General features: G+C 63.7%; 11 protein-coding genes and 1 tRNA gene. 8 read left to right on the plus strand and 4 right to left on the minus strand.

The features are described from left to right. Positions 1-18: 18 nt before the first annotated feature. A tRNA-Thr gene (locus tag EQG66_RS05185) sits at positions 19-94 on the minus strand. 231 nt (positions 95-325) lie between these two features. Here EQG66_RS05185 and ahpC point away from each other — a divergent pair. Then, entirely contained in the window at positions 326-889 is a 564-nt protein-coding gene (ahpC, locus tag EQG66_RS05190; RefSeq protein WP_129403469.1) for an alkyl hydroperoxide reductase subunit C, read from the plus strand. A gap of 135 nt (positions 890-1,024) precedes the next feature. Beyond that, the gene (gene ahpF / locus EQG66_RS05195) at positions 1,025-2,629 is read left to right on the plus strand and encodes an alkyl hydroperoxide reductase subunit F (RefSeq protein WP_129403470.1); all 1,605 of its coding nucleotides are present in this window, start codon (positions 1,025-1,027) and stop codon (positions 2,627-2,629) included. Here the strand turns inward: ahpF and EQG66_RS05200 are convergent. Genes EQG66_RS05200 through EQG66_RS05210 form a run of 3 tightly spaced genes read right to left on the minus strand, consistent with a single transcriptional unit; the run spans position 2,572 to position 6,597 of the window. Beyond that, a complete protein-coding gene (locus EQG66_RS05200) occupies positions 2,572-3,885 on the minus strand; it encodes a capsule biosynthesis protein (RefSeq protein WP_129403471.1) in 1,314 nt (437 codons plus the stop codon). The genes ahpF and EQG66_RS05200 overlap by 58 nt on opposite strands. Then, the gene (locus tag EQG66_RS05205) at positions 3,882-5,552 is read right to left on the minus strand and encodes a capsular polysaccharide export protein, LipB/KpsS family (RefSeq protein ID WP_129403472.1); all 1,671 of its coding nucleotides are present in this window, start codon (positions 5,550-5,552) and stop codon (positions 3,882-3,884) included. Before EQG66_RS05205 ends, EQG66_RS05200 begins: the two co-directional genes overlap by 4 nt. Further along, the gene (locus EQG66_RS05210) at positions 5,545-6,597 is read right to left on the minus strand and encodes a phytanoyl-CoA dioxygenase family protein (protein WP_181951780.1); all 1,053 of its coding nucleotides are present in this window, start codon (positions 6,595-6,597) and stop codon (positions 5,545-5,547) included. Before EQG66_RS05210 ends, EQG66_RS05205 begins: the two co-directional genes overlap by 8 nt. A gap of 67 nt (positions 6,598-6,664) precedes the next feature. Between EQG66_RS05210 and EQG66_RS05215 the strand changes: the two genes are divergently transcribed. The 6 genes from EQG66_RS05215 (at position 6,665) to EQG66_RS05240 (ending at position 13,829) form a co-directional block, all read left to right on the plus strand. Continuing rightward, positions 6,665-8,053 (plus strand): exopolysaccharide biosynthesis polyprenyl glycosylphosphotransferase, encoded by a 1,389-nt coding sequence (locus tag EQG66_RS05215; RefSeq protein ID WP_129403473.1) that lies wholly within the window; start codon positions 6,665-6,667, stop codon positions 8,051-8,053. A 70-nt stretch (positions 8,054-8,123) separates the two neighbouring features. After that, the gene (locus EQG66_RS05220; protein ID WP_129403474.1) at positions 8,124-8,873 is read left to right on the plus strand and encodes a class I SAM-dependent methyltransferase; all 750 of its coding nucleotides are present in this window, start codon (positions 8,124-8,126) and stop codon (positions 8,871-8,873) included. Between the two features lie 16 nt (positions 8,874-8,889). Then, complete coding sequence (locus tag EQG66_RS05225; protein WP_129403475.1) at positions 8,890-10,212, plus strand: hypothetical protein; 1,323 nt, start codon at positions 8,890-8,892, stop codon at positions 10,210-10,212. A gap of 10 nt (positions 10,213-10,222) precedes the next feature. After that, positions 10,223-11,383 carry a glycosyltransferase family 4 protein gene (locus tag EQG66_RS05230; protein ID WP_129403476.1) on the plus strand — a complete coding sequence of 387 codons (1,161 nt, stop codon included), beginning with the start codon at positions 10,223-10,225 and terminating at the stop codon, positions 11,381-11,383. Next, on the plus strand, positions 11,380-12,147 hold the full coding sequence (locus EQG66_RS05235) for an FkbM family methyltransferase (RefSeq protein WP_129403477.1): 768 nt from the start codon (positions 11,380-11,382) through the stop codon (positions 12,145-12,147). The genes EQG66_RS05230 and EQG66_RS05235 overlap by 4 nt, the downstream gene beginning before the upstream one ends. Then, the gene (locus EQG66_RS05240; RefSeq protein WP_129403478.1) at positions 12,144-13,829 is read left to right on the plus strand and encodes an MFS transporter; all 1,686 of its coding nucleotides are present in this window, start codon (positions 12,144-12,146) and stop codon (positions 13,827-13,829) included. The genes EQG66_RS05235 and EQG66_RS05240 overlap by 4 nt, the downstream gene beginning before the upstream one ends. Positions 13,830-13,838: the final 9 nt, after the last annotated feature.

A 13,838-nucleotide genomic window follows, 5' to 3' on the forward strand; every position in this document is an offset into this window, starting at 1 on the left:
AAGTAAAGGGATAAATGATGGTGCCGGCTACAGGATTCGAACCCGTGGCCCCCTGATTACAAATCAGGTGCTCTACCAACTGAGCTAAGCCGGCTTGGGCGCTTCCATGCTTCAAGCGGCGCTCGGCGTCCAGTCAAAAAAGCAGCGTGCGGCAGGGAGGTGTGGTCGTGATTGATCGGATTTATCGATCTGTGATGCGTATAAAAGCAATTTCCCCACTGCCTCGCGGGCTGGTATCACGCTCATCACAAGTTTTGCGCGGAGTCGGTTCTGTTTCATGGCCCGGCGCGCGGGAAATCCAACACGTCAAACTATGGAGACCAAAATGGCCGTTATCGACACCCAGATCAAACCGTTCGCCGCGACTGCCTTCAAATCGGGCAAGTTTGTCGATGTGACGGATGCCGATGTTAAGGGCAAATATGCGATCTTCTTCTTCTATCCGGCCGATTTCACCTTTGTTTGCCCGACCGAGCTGGAGGACCTCGCGGATTTATATGGCGAGTTTCAGGCATTGGGCGCGGAAATCTATGCGGTGTCGACCGACACGCATTTCAGCCACAAGGCATGGCACGATACATCGCCCGCTATCGGCAAGATCGATTATTATATGCTGGGCGACCAGAACCACGTGCTCGCCAACAATTTCGATGTGCTGCGCCCCGGCGTCGGTCTTGCGGATCGTGGCACCTTCGTCGTCGATCCGCAGGGCGTGATCCAGCTCGTGGAGATCACGCCTGAGGGCGTCGGTCGCAACGCGGCAGAGCTGCTGCGCAAGCTGAAGGCGCTGAAATACTGGCAGACGCACCCCGGCGAGGTTTGCCCTGCCAAGTGGGAGGAAGGCGAAAAGACCCTCGCTCCCTCGCTGGATCTTGTTGGCAAGATCTGACGCCATAAAGATAGCGGCTCTGCATTGTTGCGGGGTCGCCACCCTGTCGCCTGCCGTTTCCAGGCTCGCCCCCCACATGAGCGTGGGGCGGCAGGCGATACCGCGCGCTCATGAGGAGCGCACATGGAGGACTTTATGCTCGAACCCGCACTGAAGGATCAGCTCAAGGCCTATCTCGCGAACATCCGCGAGCCGATAGAGCTGGTGGCGTCGCTTGATGACGGCGCGAAATCGCTGGAGCTGGCCGAGTTGCTTGATGAGATCGCCGCGCTTTCTGACAAGGTGAGCGTGAGCCGCGATGGCACGGAAGCGCGCAAGCCGTCCTTCCTCATCCGCCGCGTTGGCACAGACATCGACGTTACCTTCGCGGGCATTCCGCTCGGCCACGAATTTACCTCGCTGGTGCTGGCGCTGTTGCAGGTGGGGGGGCATCCCTCCAAGGCCGCGCCGGAGCTGCTGGATCAGGTGCGTGGGCTTAAGGGTGACTATGCCTTCGAGACCTATTTCTCGCTCTCCTGCCAGAACTGCCCGGATGTGGTGCAAGCGCTGAATCTGATGGCGGTGCTGAACCCGCGCATATCGCACACCGCGATCGATGGCGCGCTGTTTCAGGCCGAGGTCGATGCCCGCAAAGTGATGGCGGTGCCGACCGTGTATCTGAATGGCGAGGTGTTTGCCTCTGGGCGCATGGAGCTGGAGCAGATTGTTGCCAAGCTGGATACCGGCGCGATCGCCAAGGCCGCGGAGAAAATGGCGGCGAAGGAGCCGTTCGATGTCCTCGTGGTGGGCGGCGGGCCGGCGGGCGCGGCGGCGGCCATCTATGCCGCGCGCAAGGGCATCCGTGTCGGTGTCGCGGCAGAACGGTTCGGCGGGCAGGTGCTGGACACGATGGGGATCGAGAATTTCATCTCTGTCCAGCACACCGAAGGCCCGAAAATGGCGGCGGCGCTGGAGGCGCACGTCAAGGATTATGGTGTCGACATCATGAACCTTCAGAAAGCGGCAAAGCTGGTGCCAGCAGCGCAACCGGGCGGCTTGATCGGCGTTGAGCTGGAGAATGGTGCGCAATTGAAGGCCAAGGCCGTCATCCTCTCCACCGGCGCGCGCTGGCGGCAGATGGGCGTTCCGGGTGAAGACGAGTACCGCAATAAGGGCGTTGCCTATTGCCCGCACTGCGACGGCCCTTTGTTCAAGGGCAAGCGCGTTGCTGTGATCGGCGGCGGCAATTCCGGCGTGGAGGCGGCGATTGACCTTGCGGGCATCGTTTCCCATGTCACGCTGATCGAATTCGACGGCCAGTTGCGCGCCGATGCGGTGTTGCAAGCCAAGCTCAACAGCCTTCCAAATACGACGATCATCGTATCTGCGCTTTCGACCGAGGTGATGGGCGATGGCGAGAAGGTGACAGGGCTGCGCTACAAGGACCGCACGACGGAAGACGAGCATCTGATCGAGCTGGAGGGCATCTTCGTCCAGATCGGCCTTGTGCCCAACACCGAATGGCTGAAAGGCGACATTGCCCTGTCCCCGCGCGGCGAAATCGAGGTGGATGCGCGCGGCGCGACATCGCTTCCCGGCGTATTCGCGGCGGGAGACGCCACCACCGCGCCCTACAAGCAGATCGTCATCGCGATGGGCGATGGCGCGACCGCCGCGCTTACCGCGTTCGATTATCTGATACGTCAGGCGCCGGTAGAGGCGGAAACCGGCAGCGCAGTGGAGACTTCTGCGGCGGCCTGAGCGGTGGCAATGCTATGGCCCGGCTCTATCCTCACCGGGATATGGGCCGGGTCATCGAACAGCCGCTCCAGCGCAGACCGGATCAGCGTCGCCACCGCCGATTCGCTCGCAAAGCCGCCGGGGATAAGGCACCGGGCATGCAGCACCCGACGGAAGGCGTCATAAACATCCTGTTCCGGCGGCTGCGGGGCGGGCCAATAATCGTCCAGCTTGCCCTGATGGGTTATGCCGGGAATGTCGTATATCGCGTTGCCCAGCACGAACACCGGAACACCTTGAGACAGGCCCAGTGTGCCCGAAGTGCTGTTGACCGTAACAATCCCGATGCTGTCGCGCGCCATGGCGGTGAGGTCGCCCCCACTTGCGTGGAGCACCCGGTCTTCCATGCCCAGCCAGCGGGCGTGCCGATCGAGAAAGCGGCGCCAGCTTCGGAACTGGCAGTCGAACGGATGTTCCTTGATGACGAGCTTTGTCCCTTCTGGCGCGAAGCGGGCAAAACTCTCCATCACATAGAGAACCGCGTCATACATGCTGGAGAAGGGCGAGTGCGCCCTGATCTGGTAATCGGAATTGAGCTGGAGCGGGAACAGGAAATAGGGGGACTGGCCCACCTGCGCCAGCGCCGCCGCATCGCGCCGGGCATGAAGGCGTTGGCGCACATATTTGAGCGCCCAGCCCGCCGCCTCTGCTATCGGCCAGTCTGGCCGATGCGATCGGTAGAACGGGAACTGCCAGCGGTTGAGGCTTGTGGCCAGATAATAGCGCACGGCATCGCGCATGCGGCGGCGAAAGCTGGCGGTGATTTCTGTGGCAGGCGGAAGCGGCGCAAGCTGTGCCGCCATTTTCAATAAGATATCCGGGTCTCGCGGCAGCGAGGAATGGCCGTTGACGCCATCCGGCTCCATCGTCACCCAATGGGGGCGAATATAGCCTTCCTCGAACACATGGATGTTCACGCCGCGCAGCTTCGCCATACCGTGCGCCGCCATATGCAGCGGACGGCAATCGCCAAACAGCAATATGTCCGTGATGCGGTTGTCGCGCATAAATCCATCGAGATAGCGGTTCCAGCCCGATGGCCCGCCGCGATAGTTGGCGGCCTCGCCCGGCCAGTCGATCTGGTCTCCGCCGTTCATGTTGATGCGATAGACCGGATAGCCCATCTGCTGGATATGCTGCGCCAGTTGCCAGAAAAATGGTCCCTGCGGCCCTTGCAGGAACAGGAATCGGCGCTTGGCGATGCCCACATTCTTCATGAAGCCGCCCTTACCCCTGTAAACCAGCGCCGTAAATTGCCCTGTGCGCGGCGCAGCAGCACAAGGATTGTATTTTTCCGACGTGCGCTGCCTGATTTGAGCCGCTCAATCAGGATTTCCGGCGGGCAGGGCAGGCCGGTGACGGGATCGAGATAGCGCGGATAGAGCAGCAGCGTGGCCGCGACGAGTTCGTCGAGCGTGCGCATGTGCCCGCGCCGCCGCTCTGGCACAGCACCCAGATCGGTCGTCAGCCCCCAGCCTGCATAAAAGGGCACGCCGTGTGTCGTCACATCCTTGCCGCGCAACAGCCCCTCGAACCCGGCGAGCGAGGTGATGACATGCACGCCATCCACCATGTCGAGCAGAGCCGAAATCGGCTGGTCGGCAATGATCGCATCCGCATGGCGCAACGCATCGGCCTCCTTCACGTGGCCCTTGCGATGGCCGGAGAGCACATCGGGATGCGGCTTGTAGAGGATATACGCATCCGGCTCGGCGATGCGCGCGCGGGTGAGAAGATCGAGGTTGCCGCGCACATCTCCGCCTCCTGTCAGCACCGAGCGATCATCCTCTACCTGACCCGTCACCAATATATGCCGCCTTGCGCCGCCGGGCCGGGGCAGGGGAGCGGCCTTCCCCACCTCATATTTGCTGATCCGGCTTTCCACGATGAGAGTGCACATTTGCCGGGCGCGCGCCAGAAGATCGGGCGTGAATTTGCGGTCAATCAACAGATTTTCCAGCCCGCTGGGGCGTGATGGGTCATAATGCACGCCCACAGGATCGACGATGATCGAGAGGGGCGGCACACAGTCTGCCCCCAGGCCGACAGAGCGGATGAACCCGTCCTCGACTTCATGGAGCGGGCGGGAGGAGTGTTCGCAACTGGCGAGGAACGCTTCGGGCACCCGCGCCTTCCACACGGCGATAGCGGAACTGGCGGGCAAGGCTTCCAGCTGATCCTGCTGTGCGGCCAGGAAGGCCGTGTGCGCGCCGCCTCCACCCCAAAGCAACGCATCGACCGTATCCTGCTTCCAATGACCAAAGCCAAAGGCGGCAGCGAGAGGGCGATTGGCATCGATCAGGCGGCGCCATTCCGCGCAGTAGGCGATGATGCGCTCGGCGGGGCAGGGCGCGCGGGTGAAAGGGTCGATCCATGTTCGGTGCGCCAGTTCCCGCGCGGCCATGGCCTCCAGTGCGTGGTCCCCACCGCGCGCCAGCTCTGCAAAACGGCCAGCGGTGCGCGAAAGACCGATCGGCACCGCCATCAGGGCGGCGATGAAAGTGGTTTCGTCGTCGGCATCGGTCCACAGCATCCGCGCGCGCGACAGCATGTGCCATGGGTCGGCTTCGCCCCGAACGACAACAACGCCATCAGGCGGCGGGTTGGCTTCATGCGGATCATCTGTCCAGATAACGACCGGCCGTGCCGCCTGCCCGCGCGCCTCGGCCTGCATCGATCCGTCCCGCGTCCGCACCAGCAGATAGTCGCCTTGCGGAAGGTCAGGCTGCGAGGCCCAATAGGCTCCGCCCACCCGCGCCGCGCGCATCTGTGCAAGCAGGTCAGTCGCGGGCTTGACCTGATGCCCTGTCCGCGCCTCGGTGACGGCGAAGGCCGTTACCCGCGCGCCGGGAAAAGGCGGGATGCGCAACAGTGGCTCAGCCATGCGTTGGCCTGTCATGATCGGCCGTTATCAGCCCCGCAGGCGCCCACGGCTGGCCCACCCAGCGCTTCAAACGATCCCGTAATGCCCATAACGCTATGATGCGCCGCTCGGCCAGCCCCGGCAGGCTCAGTACATCCAGCCCGCACCACGGCAGGAAGGGATTGCGGCGGTTATAGGCCCAGATCTCGATCCGTATCGCCGGGCGGGATGAGCTGCCCCGTGCGTGAAAGCCGCAGGTATCGGCCACCACCAGCGTATTGGCGGGTACGGCAAAGCGGGTCGCGCCCGGCAGGCCCAGCGCGGGCAACTCTTCAGCTTCGATCCGCATAGAGCCGCGCGCTGAGAGAAAATCGACGCCTTCCGGGGCTTTCAAGGCCCGTTCGCGTTCCCATGCCAGCCGCTCTGGCGTCAAATGATGCGAGCCGGGAACATAGGTCAGTGGACCGTCCTCGTCCGCGACGTCAGACAGGAAAAACCATGCCTTCATCGTCGGGTGGAACGTATCAGCATGCAGGTGAAGCTGCGGGTCTGGCGGCGCATCAGCCCGGTGGGTGAGGATGGTCTGGATATAATAGAGCGGCTCAGAATCGAAACTTGCGACATAGCGCATCAGGCTGGCCCAGCGCGGCATGCGGATGAGGCGGGCAAGCACCGGAACATCGCGCAGCATCGCGGCGTCGATGGCGATGCGCCGGGTGATGGCATCGCCCTGCACCATCTCCCGCGCCGGAGAGACGCGCGCCAGCACTGCGTGCTTCAATGCCGCAAAGTCCTCCTCAGGCAGAAAATCGCGCACCAGCACATAGCCTTGCGCCGCGAATTGCGCCCTGTCTTCCGCACTCAGCCGCTTGCCCAGCTTCTCTCGCCTGCATGCCGCCAGCCTGTGTGCCGCGCGCACCCGCCATCCGTGCAGCCCCAGCCGATTGAGCCATTTCGAGCCGATCAGCGGATTGTCGCGAAACGACTTCGCCCCGGTCAGGAGCTGCGCCGCCCACCAGGGAAGCGCCAGCCAGCGCAAAACAGAGCGGCGCAAGGAAATGGACATAAGCTCTCTTTGAGCGGTAACATAGGCTGTGTAAAGACGCGCCATGCAACAGGATTCCGCCCGATCAATGACCAGTAAAGCGCGCTCCGATTCGGCAGCTCTTCCACCCGTCAGCAAGGAGCATGCGCGGCTGCGGCTCTATCTGCTGGGGCTGGTGCTCGATATGTGGGGGATGCTGGGCAGCTTCCTGCTGGCAAACTGGCTGGTGCTGGGGTCTGCAATGGGTGAGCCGGAAAAGCCGCATGGCATACTGATCTTCACGCTATTGGGGCCAATATATGCGCTCCTCGCGATCAACGGCGGCGCTTATGGCATCCGCATGCTTGGCGCGGCGCGGACCAGCGCGGCTCACGCGCTGCTGGCCTTCGTGCAGGCGGCGATGCTGACCCTGCTCATCATCTTCCTCGCCAAGATCGGCGAACAGATATCGCGCCTCACTTTTGTGGTGGGAGGCGGGCTATCGATCATCAGCCTCGTGGCATGCCGCTATGCGATGACGGCGCTGTCTCGGCGGATATTGGGGGCGGTGCCGCGGGTGGAGATGTTCATAGCGGATGGCGTCGAGCTGCCGCATGTGCCGGGGCATATGGCGCTGATCGACGCGCGCAAGCGGGGGCTGGACCCGACCCGTCATGACGCGAAAATGGCGGAAAAGCTGGCCCGCGCTGTTGGCGGCGCGGAGCATGTCGTGGTCGCCTGCCCCAGCGAACGGATCGAGGACTGGAGCATTGCCCTGAAGTCCCTCTCGGCGCGCGGCGAGATATTGGTGCCGGAGATGGCCCGCTTCGCGCCCGCGCGGGTGGGCAGCTTTCAGCATCTCCCCACGCTGATCGTCGCGGGCGGGCCGCTCGATTTCCGGGGGCGGATCATCAAGCGGATTTTCGATTTTGTGGTGTCGCTGGGGGCGATAATCGCCCTTTCGCCCGTGCTGATTGCCACGGCGATTGCGGTGAAACTCACCAGCCCCGGCCCGGTATTGTTCCGGCAGGCGCGATTGGGGCGTGATGCGCGACCGTTTCAGATATTGAAGTTCCGCTCGATGCGGGTGGAGATGTCAGACCATAACGCGAGCCAGCTCACACAGAAAGACGACCCGCGCGTCACCCGCGTGGGCGCCTTCATCCGCCGTACAAGCATCGACGAATTGCCACAGCTTTTCAATGTGTTGAAAGGCGACATGAGCATCGTTGGGCCACGCCCGCATGCGGCGGGGGCCAAGGCGGCGGATTCGCTCTATTGGGAGGTCGATCCGCGCTACTGGGCGCGGCACTGCATCAAGCCGGGTATCACCGGCCTGGCGCAGATCAGAGGGCATCGCGGCACCACAGATGCGCATGAAGACCTGCTGCTGCGCCTGCAATCCGACCTTGAATATGTGACCGACTGGTCTGTCGCGCGTGATATTCGCATCCTGCTGGCGACGGTGGCGGTGCTGGTCCACGACAGAGCATACTGAATTCCCGCACTTGCTATTCGCGCGATCGTCGGCATAGCAGTGTGCCGATGAACAGGCGGACGATTTCCCGATGATTACCGTTCAGCGCGCGATGAAAGCGCTGGTCAAGCATGGCTCTCGCGCATGGCTGGCGGCGCGCACGATGCTGGGCGCGCGCAAGGATCGGCACTGCCCGGCCTGCGGTGCGGATGTGGCGGGGTTCTTCCGCTATGGCGATGAGCGCGCATGGGGCTGCCCGGCGTGCGGCGCATCTCCGCGCGAGCGGCTGGTGCATCATCTTCTCGATACCAGTCGCATTGCCGCGCCCAAGGGCGGCGCGATCCTCCACATGGCGCCCAATGAGGCGAGCCTGGTTGCGCGGCTGCGTGCGAAGGCGGGCGATTATGTGCCCGCTGATCTGTTCCCGGAGATATACAAGGTTGCGGGCGTACAGCGGGTCGATCTGATGGCGATCGGCGAGGTGGGGCGCTTCGATCTGTTCTATGCCAGCCATGTGATGGAGCATGTGCCCGATGACGCGGCAGTCTTGCGCAACATCTTCGCCGCGCTGAAACCGGGTGGAGAGGCGTGGCTGATCGTGCCCCTGTGGGACAAGCCGACCGAGGATGGTTCCTACTCCATGCCTCCGCGTGAGCGGGAGCGGCGTTTTGGGCAGTGGGATCATGTCCGGCAATATGGCCCTGATTTCGCGGATCGCATCCGCGCCGCAGGGTTCGATATAGAGATAATCCGCGCGAGTGATTGTGCTGCGGGTGATGTGCACCGGTTGGCGCTGGGCGAAGTGCTCTATCGTGCGCGCCGACCGTCGGCTGGCGGCTAAGCGGGCGCGCGGGGGGATGGTTCGCACACTCGTCGCGGCGGGGGAGCGGTCCGCAGGGGTGCTGACTCTCGCCAAGCTCACCAGTGTCGCGCTGTCGATGGTCTGGGGCTTTGCCGTCACCTATGTCTTCGTGCGCGTGTTGCCGGGCGATGAGTTTCGCGCGTTCCTGTTGCTGATCGCCTTCAACAATTTCACCATCTCGGCGGAATTCGGCATCACCAATGTCATATATTCACGCCTGCGGCGTTATTGGCTGGGGCGTGGGGAGGATGAGGGCGAGCCAAGCGACTTCCGGCATGAGGAAATCGGCGTGCTGTTCCTGTTCCTTGCCAGTCTGATCGGTATCGGCGGCTGCGTGGTGGCGGGCGCAATGTTGCTGGGGGCGATCCGCACCGCCATGCCGGATGTATTCCTCATATTTTTCTTCGGTTCTGCGCTCAATATATTGTTATTACTTGCAAAACGGGCTCTTGCGGCGGTGGATCGCAATCTTGTCTGGGAGCTGGCCGATATTGCCCGGCGGCTGCTCGGCCTCGGCGCGCTGTTTGCGGTATTGGGCGGGGTGAGCCTCATGGTTTCGGTGTCTGCTTTACTCGCCATCAACGTCGCCGGCGCCGCGCTCGGCATCGCACTCATCCACCGGCGCGCAGGGATGCGGATGGCGGACTGGCTGGCGTGGCGGCGCGGCGGAGGCCATGTGCGGCGCACCTATCTGCGCGATATTGGCGCATCGGCGGCGCTCACGATCAGCGAGGTTGCGGCCTATAACAGCCCCTATTTCCTGATCGCGGCACTGACGCATGACACCCGGCTGCTGTTGCTGTTCGATTTCACCTTCAAGATCATCCGCGCGGTGGGCACAACGATCCGCGCGACGATCGAGGGCGTGCTGCCTGCGCTGACGCGAAGCTGGTTCGTGCATGATACCCAAAGCTTCGGCCGTCGTTTGCGCCGCGCCCTCTGGGTGGCGCTGGGGATAGCGTTGAGCGCCGGTGCGCTGCTGATGGTGGCGGGGCAAAGCGTTTTTGCGCATCTCTATGATGGCAAGGCGGCGCTGACGCTTGCCGAGCTGGCGCTGCTCTCTCTGCTGCTCGTGGCGCTCTCGCTCATGTGCGTTTCGGTCTATGTGCAGGGGGCGCTGGGGCGGTTTGGGCCATTGCTGCGGCAATCTTTGCCGTTTCTGGCCGCTTCGGTGGCGAGTGTGCCGCTGGCGTTGTGGCTGGGTGGAACGCCGCGAGCAGACGATGTGCCGTTTATGAGCCTGTACGCCCTGTGCTTCATCGGCGCGGCAGGTCTGCACATCGTGGCGATGCGGCGGCTGAAGCAGGCGACCCCATGAAAATCGCCTCATGAAAATCGCGATGCTCGATCCTTCGCTGTTCACTGGGCGCTATGACGATGGGCTGTGCGCGGCGCTGGGCGCGCAGGGGCATCGACTGAGCCTGCTCGGCCGCCCGATGCGCACCACCGATGCCATCGCGCCGGAAAACTACACCTATGTGGCGCGCTTCTTCCGCCAGTCCGAGCGGCTGCGTGGCGTTCTTGGTGAGGGCACGGCCTTCCGCGCGCTCAAGGCAGCGGAATATATGGCCTCCGCCACCCTGGGCAGGCTCGCCAATCTGCGTGGTGACGATGTGGTCCATGTACAATGGCTGCCCTTTCCGGCGGCGGACCGGCGGCTGATCGAACGGCTTCGGGCAGGGAAGGGGCGGCCTGCGCTGGTGCACACCGTCCATAACGCCTCGGCCTATCATGGCGATGCGGGTGCACAGGGCCGGGGGTATCGCGGGCTGCTCGATCTGTTTGATGCGCTGATCGTGCATGGCGAGACAACCTACAACGCCATGATCGCCCAAGGGGTCGCGCCAGTCCGTTTGCATATCGTCCCCCACCCGCCGATGGAACTGGCCCATGCCGGGGAGGCGGATCTTGCCGCCGTGCCGCACCCCAAAGCCCCGCGCATCCTGTTTTTCGGCACGATCCGTCCATACAAAGGGTTCGATCTGCTGATTGAGGCGTGTCTCCAGCTCTGGCGGGCGAGGCATGTGTTTGAGCTGGCGGTCGCGGGCAAGCCGTTCATGGATATCGCACCGCTGCTTGGGGCCGTGCGCGATGCCGGGTTTGCCGATCGGCTGGTCCTCGACCTCGGCTTCCTCACCGAGCAACGGCTCGACGCGCATCTGCAACGGGCGGACATCATCGCCTTTCCCTATCGTCATATCGACAGCAGCGGGGCGTTCCTCTCGGCGCTGCATTATGGCAAGGCGATGGTGGCGAGCAGGGTCGGGATGTTCGCCGAACTGGATGAGTCCGCAGTGACGCTGTGCGCGCCGAATGAGGTGGATGCGCTGGCGGAGGCTGTGGGCGCACTGGTGGCGGACGGCGAAGCGCGCGCTACGCTCACCAAGGGCGCGCTGGCTTTGCGGGCGGATATGGGCGACTGGGCGCAGGCGGCGCGGGCCACGCTCGCGGTCTATGAATGGGCAATCGAAACGGTGAGGCAGGGATGAGCGCGGGGCGGATACAGCGGGAACTGGAGCGGCGCTGGCTGGCGATGCGGCTCAGCTTTGCGGGGCGCGTTCATCAATATCCTGAAATCCTTGCCCTTCGCCGCTTTTTCGATGCGTTTGCGATTGACGCGCTGATCGATGTCGGCGCGAACGAGGGGCAATATGCGCTCTCGGCTCGGAAGGACGCGGGCTTTGGCGGGCATATCTTCTCGTTTGAGCCAAACCCCGATGTGTTCGCTATCCTCGCGCGCCACGCCGCCCGCGATCCAAAATGGCATGTGTTCAACATGGCTTTGTCGGATTTTGATGGCACCGCCGAGTTTCACATCATGGCCGCGCATCAGTTCAGTTCCATAGCCAAGCCGGCTGAGCGGCTCGACCCGATCTTCGAGAGTCGCAATCGCGTCGAAAAGACGGTGCCGATGCAGTGCCGCAGGCTCGACGGCATGCTGGACGAATTGCTCAAGCCCCACGGCCTCGTCCGCCCGTTCCTCAAGATGGATACGCAGGGCCATGACCGGGCGGTGTGCGAGGGGGCGGGGAAGCGGCTTGGCGACATGATCGGCCTGCAGAGCGAGCTTGCCGTGCGCCCGCAATATGAGGGCGCGGCGGATTATCGCGCGATGATCGGCTATCTGGAGGAGCGTGGCTTCGTCCCCAATGCCTTCTTCGCTAACAACAAGGGCCACTTCCCGCTGCTGGTTGAGATGGACGGCATTTTCCTGCGCGCCGATCTCGCGGGCGAGGGCGCGACCAGCGCATGACCCGGCCCCGCGTCTCCTGGCTGTTGCTGGTCAGCGCGGTCTGTTACGCGCTGTGGCTGCTCGCGGCATGGGGCGTGGAGGTGGAGTGGCTCAAGGGCCGCACCATCGGGCATGAATTTTTCGAGGCGCAGGATCTGCCCGCTCTCGCCATGGGCAGCGTGGCGTTGGTTCTCGTCGCACTGGCGTTTCGCTGGGTGCCGAAGGGCGGATGGCGCTGGGGAAATGACGGGCGGATCGTCGGAATTCTGATCGCGCTGTTTGCGCTCGCCGCGTGGGCGGGGCGGTATGCGCTATTCGGCAACTACAGCCTCTCGCGCGACGAGGAGGTGGCGGAGTTCGCCGCCAAGGCGATGCATGATGGCTGGCTTGCCCGCCCGATCCCGCCCGAATGGCTGGATTATCGCCGCGCGATCATGCCGGAGTTCTTCTCGCCCTTCGGCGCGGATGCATATTGGAATTCGGCCTATTTGCCTTTGAACTCCGCCTTCCGCGCGCTGTGCGGCTGGCTGGGAGACGCCAATCTTTCCGGACCGCTGTTCCTTGCCCTCGGCCTGTTCGCGCTGCGGCGCGCGGCGCTGCGCATCATGCCGAACCGGCCCGACGCGGCGGCGGTGACGATGCTGATGGCGCTCACCTCAACACAACTGCTCGTCACCGGCATGACGCCCTATGCGATGACCGGACATTTCGCATTGAACATGGTCTGGCTGGCGCTGGTGCTGCGCGGCGACCGGCTGGGGCATATCGGCGCAGGGATCACCGCGCTGTTGCTGGCGGGCCTGCATCAATATCACTACCCGCTCGTGTTCCTGACGCCGTTTCTGCTGTGGTTCGCGCTGTCTCGCCGCTGGGGCGCGCTGCTTTTTCATGGTGCCATCCTCGCGCTGGCAGTGTTCATCTGGGCCAGATTGTGGCCGAACCTGATGATCGATCTCTATGGTCCGGCGGCGGATGTGCGCCCCTCGGCAGGTGTGGCGGACAAGATGCAGAGCCTTGCCGAGCGGCTGGAGAAGTGGCGACCGCTGCTCTATATGAGCCGCTTCTTCGCGTGGAACAACCTGTTGCTGGTGCCGCTTGCGCTCATCGGCCTGTGGCGCATCGGCTGGCGCGCGGCGCTGAGGGGAGAGCGCGTGGCGCTGCCGCTGGGGTTGGGCGCGCTGGGCATGGCTGCGCTCGCGATCGATCCCGGCTATGGCTGGGGCTATCGTTATCTCCACGGTTTCATCGGCAGCTTCGCGTTGCTCGCCGGGCTGGGTTGGGCGAGTTTCAAACGACCGGACAGTCGCGTCCTCGGTGCCTCCGTCCTCGTAGCGCTGCTCGCCGGCAGCTTTCTGATGGCGCGCGCGGAGGATTATGTCGCGCCTTATGCCGAGGTGCACCGCCGCATCATGGAGAGCGGGGCGGACGTGGTGCTGGTCGATCCGCGCGGCGGGCGCTATGTGACGGATGTGGTGCGCGGGCCGGGCAGCGATCCGCTTGGGCATCCGGTGGTAATGCACATCGGCTGGCTGACGCCAAAGCGGCTGGAGGCGCTGTGCGCCCGCTATGATGATGTGGCTATCCTAGACATCTCTGCCTTCGGGCCGCTGGGCGTGGGGATAGTGCCGTGGGGCAGCCGATGGATCGCGGGCCTGCGCGAGCAGATGGAGCGCCAGGACTGTGGCCGTGTCATCGCCCCGTAACACGCTTGT

It is taken from the genome of Sphingobium fluviale, assembly GCF_004122115.1.
In the GTDB taxonomy this organism is placed as follows: Bacteria; Pseudomonadota; Alphaproteobacteria; order Sphingomonadales; family Sphingomonadaceae; genus Sphingobium; species Sphingobium fluviale.